General features: G+C 52.4%; 12 protein-coding genes and 2 pseudogenes. 7 read left to right on the top strand and 7 right to left on the bottom strand.

The features are described 5' to 3' along the window. A pseudogene (locus AACY02_RS25235) lies at positions 1-170 on the bottom strand (methyl-accepting chemotaxis protein); the annotation flags it as partial. 473 nt (positions 171-643) lie between these two features. Here AACY02_RS25235 and AACY02_RS26150 point away from each other — a divergent pair. Beyond that, on the top strand, positions 644-934 hold the full coding sequence (locus AACY02_RS26150; RefSeq protein WP_445262006.1) for an RNA recognition motif domain-containing protein: 291 nt from the start codon (positions 644-646) through the stop codon (positions 932-934). Between the two features lie 91 nt (positions 935-1,025). Here the strand turns inward: AACY02_RS26150 and AACY02_RS26145 are convergent, their stop codons facing one another. Continuing rightward, on the bottom strand, positions 1,026-1,730 hold the full coding sequence (locus tag AACY02_RS26145; RefSeq protein WP_445262007.1) for a methyl-accepting chemotaxis protein: 705 nt from the start codon (positions 1,728-1,730) through the stop codon (positions 1,026-1,028). 201 nt (positions 1,731-1,931) lie between these two features. After that, a pseudogene (locus tag AACY02_RS26140) lies at positions 1,932-2,810 on the bottom strand (methyl-accepting chemotaxis protein); the annotation flags it as partial. 388 nt (positions 2,811-3,198) lie between these two features. On the opposite strand from AACY02_RS26140, the gene AACY02_RS25225 reads away from it, so the two are divergent. Together AACY02_RS25225 and AACY02_RS25220 are read left to right on the top strand one after the other, a co-directional pair. After that, positions 3,199-3,870 (top strand): histidine phosphatase family protein, encoded by a 672-nt coding sequence (locus tag AACY02_RS25225; protein WP_339434258.1) that lies wholly within the window; start codon positions 3,199-3,201, stop codon positions 3,868-3,870. Next, positions 3,867-4,685 carry a phosphatase PAP2 family protein gene (locus tag AACY02_RS25220; protein WP_339434257.1) on the top strand — a complete coding sequence of 273 codons (819 nt, stop codon included), beginning with the start codon at positions 3,867-3,869 and terminating at the stop codon, positions 4,683-4,685. Before AACY02_RS25225 ends, AACY02_RS25220 begins: the two co-directional genes overlap by 4 nt. Positions 4,686-4,751: 66 nt before the next feature. On the opposite strand, the gene AACY02_RS25215 is transcribed toward AACY02_RS25220, so the two are convergent. The 4 genes from AACY02_RS25215 to AACY02_RS25200 form a co-directional block, all read right to left on the bottom strand. Continuing rightward, entirely contained in the window at positions 4,752-6,191 is a 1,440-nt protein-coding gene (locus AACY02_RS25215; protein WP_339434256.1) for an ArnT family glycosyltransferase, read from the bottom strand. Positions 6,192-6,272: 81 nt separating this feature from the next. Continuing rightward, a complete protein-coding gene (gene rimJ / locus AACY02_RS25210; protein ID WP_339434255.1) occupies positions 6,273-6,860 on the bottom strand; it encodes a ribosomal protein S5-alanine N-acetyltransferase in 588 nt (195 codons plus the stop codon). Between the two features lie 274 nt (positions 6,861-7,134). After that, complete coding sequence (locus AACY02_RS25205) at positions 7,135-7,506, bottom strand: DUF6124 family protein (protein WP_339434254.1); 372 nt, start codon at positions 7,504-7,506, stop codon at positions 7,135-7,137. Between the two features lie 194 nt (positions 7,507-7,700). Beyond that, positions 7,701-8,627 carry a hypothetical protein gene (locus AACY02_RS25200; protein WP_339434253.1) on the bottom strand — a complete coding sequence of 309 codons (927 nt, stop codon included), beginning with the start codon at positions 8,625-8,627 and terminating at the stop codon, positions 7,701-7,703. Positions 8,628-9,574: 947 nt separating this feature from the next. On the opposite strand from AACY02_RS25200, the gene AACY02_RS25195 reads away from it, so the two are divergent. The 4 genes from AACY02_RS25195 to AACY02_RS25180 all read left to right on the top strand — a co-directional run bounded on the left by AACY02_RS25195 (position 9,575) and on the right by AACY02_RS25180 (position 14,135). Next, positions 9,575-10,774, top strand: coding sequence for a DNA adenine methylase (locus AACY02_RS25195; protein WP_339434252.1), 1,200 nt, complete (start codon positions 9,575-9,577; stop codon positions 10,772-10,774). Beyond that, positions 10,774-11,499, top strand: a complete 726-nt coding sequence (locus AACY02_RS25190; RefSeq protein ID WP_339434251.1) for a hypothetical protein — start codon at positions 10,774-10,776, stop codon at positions 11,497-11,499. The genes AACY02_RS25195 and AACY02_RS25190 overlap by 1 nt, the downstream gene beginning before the upstream one ends. After that, positions 11,492-12,475, top strand: coding sequence for a beta-ribofuranosylaminobenzene 5'-phosphate synthase family protein (locus AACY02_RS25185; protein WP_339434250.1), 984 nt, complete (start codon positions 11,492-11,494; stop codon positions 12,473-12,475). The genes AACY02_RS25190 and AACY02_RS25185 overlap by 8 nt, the downstream gene beginning before the upstream one ends. Positions 12,476-12,545: 70 nt before the next feature. After that, complete coding sequence (locus AACY02_RS25180) at positions 12,546-14,135, top strand: non-canonical purine NTP pyrophosphatase (protein WP_339434249.1); 1,590 nt, start codon at positions 12,546-12,548, stop codon at positions 14,133-14,135. Positions 14,136-14,420: the final 285 nt, after the last annotated feature.

The following is a 14,420-nucleotide window of genomic DNA, read 5'->3' as shown; positions in this document are numbered from 1 at the left end:
GCAGCGTTGAGCGCCAGCAGGTTGGTCTGTTCGGCCACGGCTTTGATCACGTCCATGACGCTGCCGATCTTGTCGCTTTCCTGTTGCAGCACGCTCATGGCCTCGGTGGAGCGCGCCACTTCGCTGGTCAACCGCTCGATCTGCGCGATGGCTTCGTTTACGACTTTGTTTTTAGAACTTGTTGTCAATGAAAAGAAATGAGCTTGACGTGTAAAGGATAGGATTAAGATGTCGGTCTGATGGTTGGAAAGTTCATGTATAGACGAGATGCAGAAACCAGTGGGTGTTAGTTGATGCTGAATCGATAGTTTTGTGTTTCATAAAGCGGTACTTCACTTGTGAGTAACAGTCTGGATAATAATATAACTAGCTTGTTCGTTCCGTTATCGGCTTGCCATGATCAGCTAAAAAACGCGGGGGAACTTCAAAGATATGTGAAACTTGTTGATGAACTCTGCGCATATGCAGACCGCGAGGACCATACGGCGGCACTTCTTGCACAGGTGACGTAGCGGATCTATGAATACGAGACTGAAGCTGTTTTATTCGTGCTAATCCTCATACCACTCCAGCATAACGGTTAGATTGAATTCGTCTAAAAACCTGGTATTTCTTACAGGTGTAAAAATTTTTCGGGATTGTTATGTTCGGCGTGCGAGTGGAACTAACATATGCAAGCCAAGAGGTGCGAACCATGAGTGTGAAAATTTTTATAGGTGGCCTTTCGTTTAATACTACGGACGATTCGCTGAGAAGCGTATTCATTAATTATGGCGTGGTTGAAGACGCGATTATAATTAGGGACATAGAAACAGGGCGGTCTCGTGGGTTTGGTTTTGTGACTTTTTTAGACGACGTCTCTGCCCAAAGTGCTATTGATGATCTAGATGGAGGAGACTTCGAAGGTCGTAACATAAAAGTCAGTCGCGCGTAGGTACGGACATAAAAACGAAGCACTAGATGTTCTGAACAACAAAGCCTTTGTTGCCAAAGGCTTTGTTGTAGATGGTATTCAGGTGATGAAATCAGACGCGGAAGTGGCTGACCATCTGCTGCAACTGACCACCCAACCGCGCCAGTTCAACGCTGGAGGCGGCGGTCTCATCACTCGCCGCTGCGGTCTGTTCGGACACGTCGCGCACGTTGATGATGCTGCGGCTGATCTCTTCGGCCACGGCGCTTTGCTGTTCGGCAGCGGCGGCGATCTGCTGGTTCATCGACTGGATGTTCGACACCGTGCGGGTGATGTTTTCCAGGGACGAGCCGGCCTTGCGGGTCAGGGCAACACTGCTGTCGGTCAGCGCGCGGCTGTTGTTCATTACGGTGGACACTTGCTGTGTGCCGTTCTGCAGGCCGGCGACCAGGCCTTCGATTTCTTCGGTGGATTTCTGTGTGCGCTGAGCCAAACCACGGACTTCGTCGGCCACCACGGCAAAACCGCGACCGGCTTCACCGGCGCGTGCCGCTTCGATGGCAGCGTTGAGCGCCAGCAGGTTGGTCTGTTCGGCCACGGCTTTGATCACGTCCATGACGCTGCCGATCTTGTCGCTTTCCTGTTGCAGCACGCTCATGGCCTCGGTGGAGCGCGCCACTTCGCTGGCCAGACGCTCGATCTGGGCGATGGCTTCATTCACAACCTTGTCGCCTTCACGGGCTTCGCCGTCAGCAACGGCGGCCGCTTGTGAGGCTTCTTCGGCATTGCGCGCGACTTCCTGCACGGTAGCGGTCATCTCGTGCATGGCAGTGGCGACCTGATCGGTCTCCACTTTCTGGCTGTTGACACCGGCGCTGGTCTGTTCGGTCACGGCCGACAGTTCTTCGGCGGCGCTGGCGATCTGGGTGACGCCGTCACGGATGCCGCTGATCAGGTCGCGCAAGGTCACGCCCATGCGGGCGATGCCTTGTTGCAGTACACCGAGTTCGTCGCGGCGGGTGACGACCACGTTTTGCGACAGGTCGCCGCTGGCGATGCGCTCGACCACGGCAAGGGTGTCTTGCAGCGGGCGGGTGATCTGACGGGTGATGATCACGGCGGCAATGATGCCCACCAGCAGAGCCAGCAGGGTGCTGATCAGTTGCAGGGTGCGGGCCTGGGCGCTTTCGGCGTCGCGGCGATCAAGCTGGATCTGATACAACTGCTCGCTCAGGTTCACGATAGTGCTGCCCTGATCGGTCATTTCCTTGCGTGCCTGCACGGCTTCGCTGTTGGCGGACTTGTAGGCCATCAGCGCGCTGCGATAGTTGATCAGCGCCGTTTCCAGCTGACGCAAGGCATCTTGCTGGGTATCGCCGAAATGCACATTCAGTGGCTTGAGGCTGGCGATGGCCGCGTCGAGTTGGCCGATGGCTTTCTGCTCGGTTTCGGCGTTGGTGGTGGCGGTGTAGCCACGCACTTCGTAGCGCGCGAGGATGAACGCTTCCTTGGCGAAAGTGATGGCCTGGAACTGGTCGAAACGCTGTTCGCTCATCGCCATCTGGTGGACGCGGGTGCTGATCGCTTCAATCAGGCTGTAAGCGGTCTGGGCGTTAGCGCCCATGGTCTCGCGCGCGGTGTTACCGGTGCGGTAGGCGTTGCGCATTTTGTTGAGCGACGTCTGGTACTCGGCGATGGTCGCGGCCTGCTCCTTGAGCAGTTTGACGTTTTCCGGGCTTTTGAAGCTGCTGATCAGTTGTTGCTGTTGTGCGGCGAAACCGTCGAGGGTGGTCTGCACATTCTGCGCGGCGGTCTCGTCGCCGTTGGTCAGCATGTATTGCAGGCGCACCACGCGCAGTTTGGTCAGGCCGGCGTTGAGCTGGGTGATGTCGCTCATCCAGTTACTGCGGTCAATCAGGCTGCCCAGGCTGGTCCAGCCGGTCAGGGCCAGTACGCAGGTCAGTGCCAGGACAAGGCCGAAGCCCAATCCCAATTTCAGGTTCACGCTGATGTTACCGAACCAGCTATTCATCACAATTCCTCCAGAAACGTTGGGTTTCTTGATCGTCGGTTAGGCTGGAAGATTGTTGTTTTTTTGAGCCAGCAAGGGTGTAGCAGGTGTGTATCGGCCGTAAATCCGAGAGCTGAAAGGATTTTGTCCGACAGAATTTGTAACAAGCCGATCCCAAGACTTTTTTCACATGGGTTTCACTGGCTGCCCACACGGGCGTCTGTAGCTTCGCCGCATCGAATGACAAGTGATGCTGGCTGGCGAGGCGGTTTTTGTGGAACTGAGACTGAGTCTGTTCGGCGCCAAGCGCTCGATTGATCTGAGCGGTTTGGCGCGTTTTCGAAACACTTGGGTCGTATTGGCGGCCTCGGTGTTGGTGATTCCACTGACCCTTTGGTTGCTGGCACCGGCGTCGGTGCCGGATCTGGCCCACGGCAACGTGGCCGGTGCGAAGGCGTTGGCGGCGGGGTGGGCCAAGGGCGACATGATCGTGCTGGTGCGCCACGTCGAGCGCTGCGATCACTCCAGTGCGCCGTGCCTGATCGGCCATGACGGCATCACCGACCGTTCGCGCAGTGCCGCCGTCAGTGTCGGTGCACAGTTCGAACAACTGGGCCTGAACAACGCCGACATCTACAACAGCCCGTCGCTGCGCACCGTGCAGACGGCCGGTTACATGTTCAATCGGGCCGCCAGTGGCGAAGACTGGTTGATGAACTGCAAGGGGCACATGTTGCAGGACGCGCTTTCCCACAAGATCCCCGGTCGTAACCTGATTCTGGTGACCCACAGCGAGTGCATGGGGCAATTGGAAAAAGATCTGAAAGTGCCGACATCCAACCTGGGTTACGGCGCTTCACTGTTTGTTTCCGCTGCCAGCCCGGCGGCTCCGAAAATGCTCGGCTTTATTGAGGCTTCCGACTGGCGCACGGTGAATACCCGATGAAATCCCGCTTCTACGTTTATAACTTCGGCATTCCGCTTGCCTGCGCGGCGCTGGTGTTCCTGATGTTCGACATGACCAAAATCGACATCGCCTTCAGCAATCTGTTGTTTGATCCACTGACTCAGAGCTTCCCGCTCGACAAGATTCACTTCTTCGAAAAACTGACGCACAAATGGGCGCGGATCATTCCCAACTGGACGGCGGAAATCGCCCTGATCGGCGCGCTGCTGTCGGTGGTCTGGCCGTTGGTCAATGCACAGAAGCGTCCTCGACTTGGCGCGTTTCTGGAGCGCAGCAAAGTCGCTCCCGTGCTGCGATTCACCGCTGATCACCGTCGGGACTTTCTGTTTGTGGTGGTGGCTTTCGCGGTGTGTACGGGCGTGATCCATTTCCTCAAGTCGCACACCAGTGTTTACTGCCCGATCGAGACGACGTTGTATGGCGGAAAAATGGCCCATATCGAGTGGTACAGCAATTTCCAGCTGTTCCATGAAGCGGGTAGTGGGCGTTGCTGGCCGGGCGGCCATGCGTCCGGTGGTTTCACCATGCTGGCGTTGTATTTCGTAGCGCGTCGCTATCAGTGGCGTTTTTCCAGTGCCTTGCTGTGGGGTTCATTGTTGCTCGGTTTCGTCTACGGCACGACGCGGGTTCTGCAGGGCTGGCACTACATGTCCCACACGTTCTGGGCTGGAATCTTCGTGTGGTTGGCGTGTTTGCTGACGGCGCTGGCGTTTTATGGGGGGGCACGGCTGGCGTTGCCGGTGCTGGACAAGCAGTCTCAGGCCTTTAGCTCGCAGCCAGAAGCGTCTGTCTGAGTTTTTGCGATTGCTACAGAAAACCCGCCTTTTACTGGCGGGTTTCTTGTTTGTACTCCCGCTAGTTCAATACCCGACGAAGTAGTACGCCTGCTTTGCGACCATCAACGTCTTGAGCACTTTCAACGGCGCAGCGGGTTCGCGGTCTGCCGCCATTATGGCGACGTGGGAGGAAGAGGCGGCGAGGAAGTCTCTCAACTGTGCATCGGTATCCAGCCCCTTGAGCACGCGTTGGGTGTAGAACACGGTAGCGCCACCCAGACGTTCATTGGCCTGAAACAGGGCGATCTGATGCCCTTCGGCCTGCAGCGTCTGAATGTGTGCGGTCAGCGGCAGGAAAGAGAGTTTTTTATCCGCGTGGGGGAGTGCCCATTGCGCTGCGCCCAGGTAACTGACGATCACCAGCGTGAGGATGCTCATTGCCAGTGTCTGACGATGACGGGCGATTTTTCCGACGAACCCGGTGGCAGTTTCGTGCCGTTTCAATCGCTCAAACAGCACGCCTGCGTATTCCGCAGCAATCACCGCAGCAGCCGGTGTCATCGACATCAGGTACACCGTGCGCTTGCTCGATGCCAGGCTCAGCATGATGAATTGCACGATGATCCAAAGGCTGAAAAACAGCAGGTAACGATTGGCCTTCAGCTCTTTACGCACATGCCACAGCCCCAGGTACACCAGAATGTTCCACGGCAGGAAGGCTTCGGGCAGTTTGGCCAGGTAGTAATAGAACGGTTCGTAGTGCCCGGCCTCGACGAACGATCCGCTGAAGCGTCCGACACTGTTGGTCAGCAGCACTTCCTTGAGCGCTTGCACGCCGCTGTGCTGATAGAGTACGGCCAGCCAGATCAGCAGCGGAATCAGCCCGATTACCGTGAGCAACCCGGGCCTTAGCCAGTCGCCGACCTTCAAGCGCTTGTCCATTAGGTTGTCGGCCAGCAGATAAGCGAAAATCACTACCCCCGGCATCGCCAGCCCGAGCACGCCTTTACTCAATGTGGCGATGGCAATCCCGACGATAAACAGCAACGCATTGCCTACGCTCGATGCGCGTTGCCCCTGGAAAAACGCCAGCAACGCCGTGGTCACGCCGAGCGCGAGCAGGGCATCTTCGCCAACGCCGCGCACGTTGCTCCAGTAACTGGCCATGGTTGCCAGGAGAATTCCTGCTGTCCAGGCGACCATTTTTGGCCGTTCGAAGCGACGCAACATGCCGTACAGCAACATCACGCTGAGCAACCCGGCAACCGCTGACGCCAATCGCACCGCCCACGGCGAAACACCGAACACGCGCATGGCGCCAGCGTCCAGCCACAAACTCAGGGGCGGTTTTTCCAGAAACGGTTCGCCGAACAGACGTGGGGTTACCCAGTCATTGTCCAGGTGCATCTCCATGGCGATCCCCGCGACGCGAGCCTCGGTGGAGCCTTGCAATTGATGGTTACCCAGCGCGAAGAAAAACAGCAGGGCGGCAAGCAGAAACAGCGAAGTGGCGGCACGCGACATGGGTTTCAGGCAACCGGAAGGGGCGGGAAACCTGAGCATACGTCGCCAATGCTTAACAAATTGTGAACGTCAGCGTTTATTTCACGCCAAGCGTCGTGACCAGCGCTGATCCGGCGCTTCGAAGGCCGGATTGACCAACGCCGTCAGCACATGATCCTGCCAGCGTCCGGCAATGTTCAGGTACGCCTTGGCGTAGCCTTCACGCTCAAACCCCAGTCGCTCCAGCAAGCGTGCACTGCGATCGTTGCCAGGAATGTAGTTGGCCATGATCCGGTGCAGGTTCTGCGTCTCGAACATGTAAGCGATGGCCGCCTCCAGCGCTTCCTGCATCAAGCCCTGGCCCTGATGCGCTTCGTCGATGTGATAACCCAGATAACACGCCTGAAACGCACCGCGAATAATCCCGCTGAAATTGCAGGCACCGATCATCTGCTGGTCGTCGGGTGTCAGCAGGGCGAAATGCATCGCCAGTCCCGCTTCAAACGCGCTGGCCTGAATGTCGAGGCGGCGGCGAATCTGTTCGGTGGAGAAGTAATCGGTGGTCCGGATCGGCGACCACGCCGCGAGATGGCGTTGATTGCGCTGGTAGAAATCACTTTCCAATGCCGCCTGATCCGGGGCAAGGATGGCCAGCGTCAGGCGTTGGCAGGGCAAGGTCAGCAGCGACATCGGGAGCTCCGGTTGGCGAGAAGTCTGCTGGCAGGTTCGCGCAATAACCTGGAGTACGGCAAGCGATGGTGGCAAAGGGAGCGTAAACGCCAGGCAAAAAAAAGCCCGCGGGAGAGTGCGGGCGAACCGTAGTTTCTTGAATGAGCGAGTGGACTGTACCGGTTTGGCGCAGCGGCAGCAGTGAAGAAAAATTCATCTCGAGGCGCTGTCTCGATGTCGTTCCACCGGTCGATAAAACACAGGTCGACAACGAGGCCGGTGCAGGTTTTGCCCGTCAGTGGCGAACTTCAGGGTCGGGGGTGGCGCACGATCGACGGGGATCAAGATTGTCCCGCACCCGACAGATCACGATTTCGGCCAATGCACTCAGTTGCTTTATAGCCACCGCAACATGGCGCTGGGAACCGTCGAACTCATCAGCAAAGTTGGCGCTGATGACCGCAAGGGACTCAAGGAGGTCACTGGCATGCGCCAGCAGGGTTGTCGTGTCGACGTCGTCACGTACGCTGAGCATCTGCTTGAGGGGGATGGTGCGGCGGGGATTGCATCGGTTCGAGCTGGTGGCGTTGGGTTGCGGTTTCAGGCCGGCTGTTTGCGCCTCGGCAGATACCGGTCCAACAAGCGTAAGTCGGGTGATTTTTTTCATGACGTAGCTCCGTGGAATGAACAATCTCTGCGGTTGCGGCTGTCAAACCGTCCGCTGGATGGCAGCAATCGTGGAGGGTAATCCCCTGAAAACCTGTTCACCAGTTCATGAAAGTCGACGCGTATTGAGGGAAATTTCCTAGGATGCGAAATGTAGGAAGCGAGGTTGCGTGTAAGAACCTTCCCGTATGCCTGTCAGCGCTCGGTAACTTTATCTTCCCGTAAAATCCAGCCCGCCTCGCCAGCGTCCAACGTGTACTGAACCTGGCGCATTTTTCCTGTCCGCCCCGCGTTGGCGTCGGCGCTGTCGTAGAGCGGAAACCGCCGTACCAGCCAGTTCTCCACCACAGAAAATGAATCCTCTCCCTGATACCCCTCGGCGGTATTCGGATTGTCGCTGACTGGCGGCAGGTAAATATCGCTCAGGGATTTTTTATGGTTGGCCGAGTAGGCAATCAATTCTCCCGGCATGCCACGACCGGAGGCGCGCGTAAAAACGTAGATCTCAGGTGAGCCGTCGTTATTGAGGTCGGCGACTTCGGCACGGACGATCTCGCCGTTAAGCGGTCGGGTCATCGCCGAGTTGTCGATTTCCAGCCCCTTGGGTTCGATGCGCAACGTGGGTTTGCCGTCGACAGTAGTCGCCTGCACATGAAAGTGGATGCCCTGCAACGCCAGGTTCTGGTCAAAGGGCGCGTGGTTATCCACAGCGTCGCCGTTGGCGATAATCAGCGAGAGGTTGTAGTCGGCCACTTCATTGCGCCGAGCGGCATTGCGCATGAGATAGACCTGCACCGTGTATTCGCCATCGGCGGGTAACGAGCCGAGAAAGTGTTTGCCCATCATCGAGCCGTTGAACAGTGCGTAATCAGAGCCTTTGGCAGTGATGTTGAAGTAGGCGGAGGTGTTGGAGGGCTTGAAGTCCACCGTCAGGAGCTGCCCAGCCTTGGCATTGAGCCTGTACTGCGCCGTCTTGTAGCCCTTGATCGATTGTTTGAACTGCACGCTGCCATGGCCGCTTTTGTAGACGACCTGCTGGATCCTAGGCGTGCTGTCGGTGGTGGCAGCGTGGGCAGTCAGTGAAACGAGGGCCGCCAGTACGGCACCGAGCCAGATATTCATGAGCGTCCTTCGGGTAATTGCCTCTGTGCCCCGAAGCATAGATCCGGCGCCGCATACCAGTCCAACCTGGCACCTAAGCTGCACTAGTGAGTCGGTGATGAGCTATTGAAACTGTGCTGAGGTGTGATCGGCAGAACACCGCGCAAGCGTTGCTGGGAAACCGTAAAAACTGGCTTGAATCAGATGCCCAGATACGACAAAGCCCGCACGGGGCGGGCTTTGTCGTTGAGAGTTGGTGGGCCGGGGTAATCTGAATTGGCCTCCTATGCCATTGATTATTAGCGTTAAGTTAATTTTTTTATTTTAATTGGAATACTAGTTGGAATACTCCCGCCAGATATCCACGCTCTGGTCCGTCGCTTGTAATCGATTTTACGCCCTTGCTTCTCATCTTTGATTAGGAGTGAACTTCCTGCCGCTCTCGGGACACAGGTTACGATTGATACGAGGCTGAAAGTGGTAAATGGCAGAAACCGGCCGATTCTGTTGAAAAAGTCGACCTTGGGTTCCTTGGGCAAAAAGTACACGTGTGAGATTGAAATCTAGAATCGTCGCAGAGGTATTTGGGCTCGGATTTCACGTAGGAGTGAATCGCCCCTAGCCATCTCTCAACTGACCACGGTCTGGTGCTCTGGCGGAACAAGCCCGCTCCGCGAGAGCCAATCCCCCAAGACGGCCAGTGGTTGATCTGTGGCAATCTCAAACGCAAAAAGCGATGATGTGGCGATGAGTCATTCGCGATCCAGAACAGGAAGGGTGATTTCTCAAGCGCCCGGTCACTTACCCAAGGGGTATGGCCACGGGCTGGAAGTATTCTGACGTGAACGAGCATTGGCATATCCGCGCTACTGACTTAATTAACAAGCTTCGATTCTCAATGGTTATTAAATATCGAAACGAGTCACCATTCGGGCGATGGAGAAAATTTGGCATGATTGGAGCACCGAATGTTCAACGCTGATTCCAGAGGGAACCACGAGGATGTCCTCCATGGAGAGGCCTTGTCGTTGCGCGGAGGGCCCAATGCTCCACCTTCCCTGACCATAGGCGAAGATTTGCCTTGCAATGACATCCCTAAAATCAAGGCTAAACTGGACTCAGATATAGAGCATGATAAGGCGTATCTGCCATTGACTAGGTATTACGGCAGTAAACGTAGACTTATCGGCTGGATGGTTAGTGAATTCCAACAATATGAGTTCCAAACAGCGCTTGATATTTTTGGAGGAACATCCACGGTGTCCTTAGCTCTAAAAAATTTAGGCAAACAGGTCACGTACAATGACATATTGGAGTCAAATCGAGTTACTGCAACTGCTCTACTTTCTAACCAACCGTGTCTTACGACTCAAGAAGATCTAGAAGATTTTTTCTCGAAAATTATCCCCGTACATGGATTTGTATCTGAGTACTTTCATGGGATTTATTATACTTCCGAAGAAAACAACTGGCTTGATGGCGCTATCGACGAGCTGGGCAAAATCGAGAACACACTTAAAAAGTGTGAAATATTATATTGTCTGATGCAGGCGTGTTTGCAAAAGCGGCCGTTTAATCTTTTCCATCGCAAGAACTTACATCTGAGAGAAAACAACACTAGAGACACCAAGTTCGGCAACTGGGCGACTTGGGAAAGACCATTTTCGGTTCTTATTCGCCGAGCACTGGGCGAAATAATCAAAGCACGACAACCCGCCAGATACGGCCCAGTCATTCTGCCCTGCACTGACGCCATTGCGATCCCATCGGGCTTTGACTTTGTCTACCTTGACCCGCCATATATACCGCTGAAAAAGCAAGACATAACCTACATGGATAGATATCACTTTCTTGAGGGGCTATGTAATCCAGGACAATGGAAGGACAAGATTGATTTAGCGAAGATTAACCGACCAATCTCAAGCCCAGAGGATATGTGTAAATGGACGAGCAAGAAGCAATTTAAAGACCATCTATTTACGCTGATCGAGAAGCATAAGAACTCTACAGTCTGCCTCTCTTACGTCCACGACGCATATCCTGATGTGCAAGATATTAAGAGCTTTTTCTCAGCTACATTCAAGCATACTGCTTTGCTTGAACATGACATGCCCCATGCACTGAGTAAAAAAACAAAAAAGGAAATTATTCTAATAGGGAGATCGTAATGGAAATGTCGAAATTGAGATTTGTAGTACAAGCACCTCTTTTGTACTTCATGGCATTAGTATTAATTGCTCTAGCTATAAGCGCCATGCTCTACTATACAGATGCAAATGCCGACGCTCGGTACATCGGTGTTCTTAGCGGCCTCGTGACGGGCTTAGGTATTGCGGCGATTCAATTTTTCACACAGTACATTGAGCAAAACACCCTGGCCGAATACAAAAAACATGGCTTAGATGAGTTTCTGCCGAACAGAAAAGATGCAGAATACTACCGAAAACTCATAAAGCAGACGGAAGTCGGAGATAAAATTGTTGTGGTAGGCGTCACGTGCAACAGGTTACTTGATGACTTCGCCAACCCTACAAATGGCCAATCACAGGACCTTCTGGAAGCAATGGCGCGAAATGTCGACGTGACTCTGCTTCTGCCTAAGGTGAGATATCTTGTTGAGCCGAATCTCTCAGATTTCAATAATAAAACTCTCCCCAAGGCGCAAGCTATCGAAGCGCAGTACCCTTCAAACTTTAAAATTCGCTATTATGACTTCGAGCCTTCACACAGTATTTTTCTCGCAGGCTCATACTGCATAGTTGGTCCGATATTCAAAAACATCCCGAGCAGGGATACCCCGGCGATAAAATTCCATAAGGATGGTCGCTATATAAAACCATACCTCCAGTATATTAACGAAACAATAAACAATTCCTCGCCCAATCATGTTTAATAAAATAAAAATCACAGCTCCTGGGCGCATTCATGTCAATTTATTTGATATGAGCAATAGCGGGTACCGACAAAACGGAGGTATTGGGTTTTGCATAGCTGGACTGGATACAATAATCGAGTTCGCTGCATGCAATAATTTTAAAATAATCGACAATCGAGCAACTGGTTACTCCGATCGAGAAATCGGTTCTTTGATAGCTTTCTTAGAACAGCTATATGCATCGCGTGCGTATGCACAGAAGTTCTCTCTAACATTTTTATCCGGCCCGGCGCCGCACAGTGGATTTGGCACTGGCACATCCACCCGATTAGCTTGCGTCGAGGCTGCATACCGCTTCAACAACGTCAATGCTGATATAAGGCAGATTATATTAGCATCTGGGAGAGGTGGAACTTCTGGAGTAGGAGTTAATACCTATTTCAGTGGAGGTATGAGTATAGATCTCGGGGTTAGATCTACCAGTTTACCGTTAGCCCCATCTGCCGCGAGGCAAGGCCCATCCATCTTACCGACCCAAATACTGAGTCTTCCTTTGCCGATCAGTTGGCAGATTGGCATTATTGTCGCACCGAAAGCTTATAGAATTTCGGCAGAGGAGGAAATTAATTTTTTCAACAGAACTTGCCCTGTAGATCCTCTTTCCGTTCAGCAATCAATATATCATGCTCTCTCAGGGATGGCGTGCAGCGCGATTGAGTCGGATTTCGACACATTCTGTTCGGCAGTTAACGCTATACAGGGAATTGAATGGAAAGAGGCAGAATGGCGTGCGCAGGTGGACTCCCTTGCTGAACTGAGGAAAGCTCTGCACGGAGCAGGAGCCAAATGCGTTGGTCTCTCTAGCTTAGGTCCAGCTATCTACTTCATGTCTGATGACCTTGATGCAGTACTCGCTAGCCTTAACCTAGCAAGTGACTACTGGCTGACAAAATGCTTTCCCAACAATTCAGGGAGGACTTTAGAAATTGATTAAACTTTTCTTTCTGTCCTCAAACCTAACGAAAATAGCGCACTTTGAGTATTTGCTTCGCGAGCACCCAATCATGCTCTTACCGCCTCCTAACTATGGGAAACCATACTATGAGCCGCGTATCGAAGATCGGGACGAGCTATTAAAAGAGAGCATTCAGAGCGCAAACCTCAAGCTAGCAAAAAACGCTGGAGGAGGTGACCAACCTCTTCAGCCCAATATAGCTTTCAATACTGACAACGAAAACACTAGCCTTCTAGCAAGGTATGCATCAAAACATCAGCATCGCATTTTTTTTATTGAAGATACGTCAATCGCCATCGAAGCTCTTAGCAAAGGCAAAGAGTTTCCTGGCGTAGACGTCAAATATTGGATGAGGGAGACCACATTCTCCGACCTGGATCAACAGCTGAAGTTACTAGGCAACAACAGAAGGGTCACGGTCAGATCCGATATTGTATTGTATCTACCGCCACATCTGCGTGACAGGCCTGAGGAAACATATAAGGTATTTGTAGGTGAGGTGGCTGGAACTATTGTTGACGAAGAGGCCTCTTTCAAGACAAATAAAGTATATCCATGGTTAGACAATAAAACATTCAATAAATGGTTTGTTCCCAAGGGGGCAAAAAAGCCTATAAGCCAGCTGTCAGTCAGCTCCAGTCTGAAGTACGATTTTAGAAATCTAGCTTTGCGCAAGTTGATCTCCTTTCTGAAAAAAAAGGATCTGCTTGATACTAGACAGTCACAGATAAAGCCTTTACAGGGAGAGCTTTTCCCAAGAAGAAACTACATAATCTGCGGTGCTACATGCGCGGGTAAAACTGTTTTGGCATCATCCCTCACACGCTTTCATGCTTACCAACACATAGAGGCGAGTGATTTTATGAGGTGCGCTCTGTATTCTAGGCATGGATACACGACCACGATGAAGATTCAGAATTTTGCCATAGATGCCTTAAAAAAAGACCCGGGAATTGTAGCCCGTCAGATTGCCGCTTACCTCAAAAATATGCCGACAACGGGCATTGTAATTACAGGGTTTCGCTCCCCTGAAGAGATTAAGATCTTAGAGGCTGAGCTTTCAGGTATTAGTATTGAGACACTTTACATAGATAGCAGTCTTGAAACTAGATACCAACGCAACCGTAAAAGAAATCGTGCTGATGCGCCTATTAGTTTACCTGAATTTCGCACAAAAAATGATGCGCAGAATGCAATGGGGCTCGATGCGATTCGTGCACAATCTAAAACAATACAAAACGAGAAGAGCATATTCTCTTACATAAGAATGACGCTTCGGTTTCTCACTGATGACTCTCATCTGATACCATTTAATTGCGATATTTCTAAAATAGTGGAGTTTCTTCCACTTGAGCAGGCGCTTCTTATATCGATGCTAATGGATCATAAAAATGGGCTTCTTCCTCTCACAACTACGCAAATCGCGAGAAATGCCGAATCTAATATTCCAGGATTGAGGATGAAAGGAGATAAGTATCTCCCCATGGATAAGAACAACGTTAGCAGATTTTTCAACCAGCGTTTTAGCCCTCATTTTGAGGCGTTTAACCAAAACGAGAAGCTATACTTCAGCTTGTCACATACGGGTATAAGCGCAGCGATCTCCCTCCTACGAAAGATTTCAAGCGACACTCAATAATCCAGTCTCGAATCTATGCACCCGAGCGAATATGACGAATCCGAAGCAGTGGTACGATTTTCAGGAACAGATAGCGGAGCACTTCCGGATGTTAGGCGTATCTGCTAAGACTAATGTATCGATTGAAGGTGTTAGGACGTCTCACGACGTTGACGTTTGTAAGCGTCTGGCCAAGTCACCTTCAAAACTCCAGCATTAAGGGCGATGGTGTCCGCGTATTTTTAAGCGGACACCATCGCCCTTAATCGCCAGGATTTTCATGCGCCAACGAAGCTCTTATCCCAA

It is taken from the genome of Pseudomonas sp. EA_65y_Pfl2_P78 (genome assembly GCF_963970495.1).
GTDB lineage: Bacteria > Pseudomonadota > Gammaproteobacteria > Pseudomonadales > Pseudomonadaceae > Aquipseudomonas > Aquipseudomonas baetica_A.
This window is presented reverse-complemented; position numbering and strand designations above follow the sequence as displayed.

What these genes read in the sequence shown, in the direction of transcription:
- AACY02_RS26150 (WP_445262006.1), top strand. Translation starts at nt 644, where the DNA reads ATGTTCGGCGTGCGAGTGGAACTAACATATGCAAGCCAAGAGGTGCGA.
- AACY02_RS26145 (WP_445262007.1), bottom strand. Translation starts at nt 1,730, where the DNA reads ATGACCGCTACCGTGCAGGAAGTCGCGCGCAATGCCGAAGAAGCCTCA.
- AACY02_RS25220 (WP_339434257.1), top strand. Translation starts at nt 3,867, where the DNA reads ATGAAATCCCGCTTCTACGTTTATAACTTCGGCATTCCGCTTGCCTGC.
- AACY02_RS25215 (WP_339434256.1), bottom strand. Translation starts at nt 6,191, where the DNA reads ATGTCGCGTGCCGCCACTTCGCTGTTTCTGCTTGCCGCCCTGCTGTTT.
- rimJ (WP_339434255.1), bottom strand. Translation starts at nt 6,860, where the DNA reads ATGTCGCTGCTGACCTTGCCCTGCCAACGCCTGACGCTGGCCATCCTT.
- AACY02_RS25205 (WP_339434254.1), bottom strand. Translation starts at nt 7,506, where the DNA reads ATGAAAAAAATCACCCGACTTACGCTTGTTGGACCGGTATCTGCCGAG.
- AACY02_RS25200 (WP_339434253.1), bottom strand. Translation starts at nt 8,627, where the DNA reads ATGAATATCTGGCTCGGTGCCGTACTGGCGGCCCTCGTTTCACTGACT.
- AACY02_RS25195 (WP_339434252.1), top strand. Translation starts at nt 9,575, where the DNA reads ATGTTCAACGCTGATTCCAGAGGGAACCACGAGGATGTCCTCCATGGA.
- AACY02_RS25190 (WP_339434251.1), top strand. Translation starts at nt 10,774, where the DNA reads ATGGAAATGTCGAAATTGAGATTTGTAGTACAAGCACCTCTTTTGTAC.
- AACY02_RS25185 (WP_339434250.1), top strand. Translation starts at nt 11,492, where the DNA reads ATGTTTAATAAAATAAAAATCACAGCTCCTGGGCGCATTCATGTCAAT.
- AACY02_RS25180 (WP_339434249.1), top strand. Translation starts at nt 12,546, where the DNA reads ATGCTCTTACCGCCTCCTAACTATGGGAAACCATACTATGAGCCGCGT.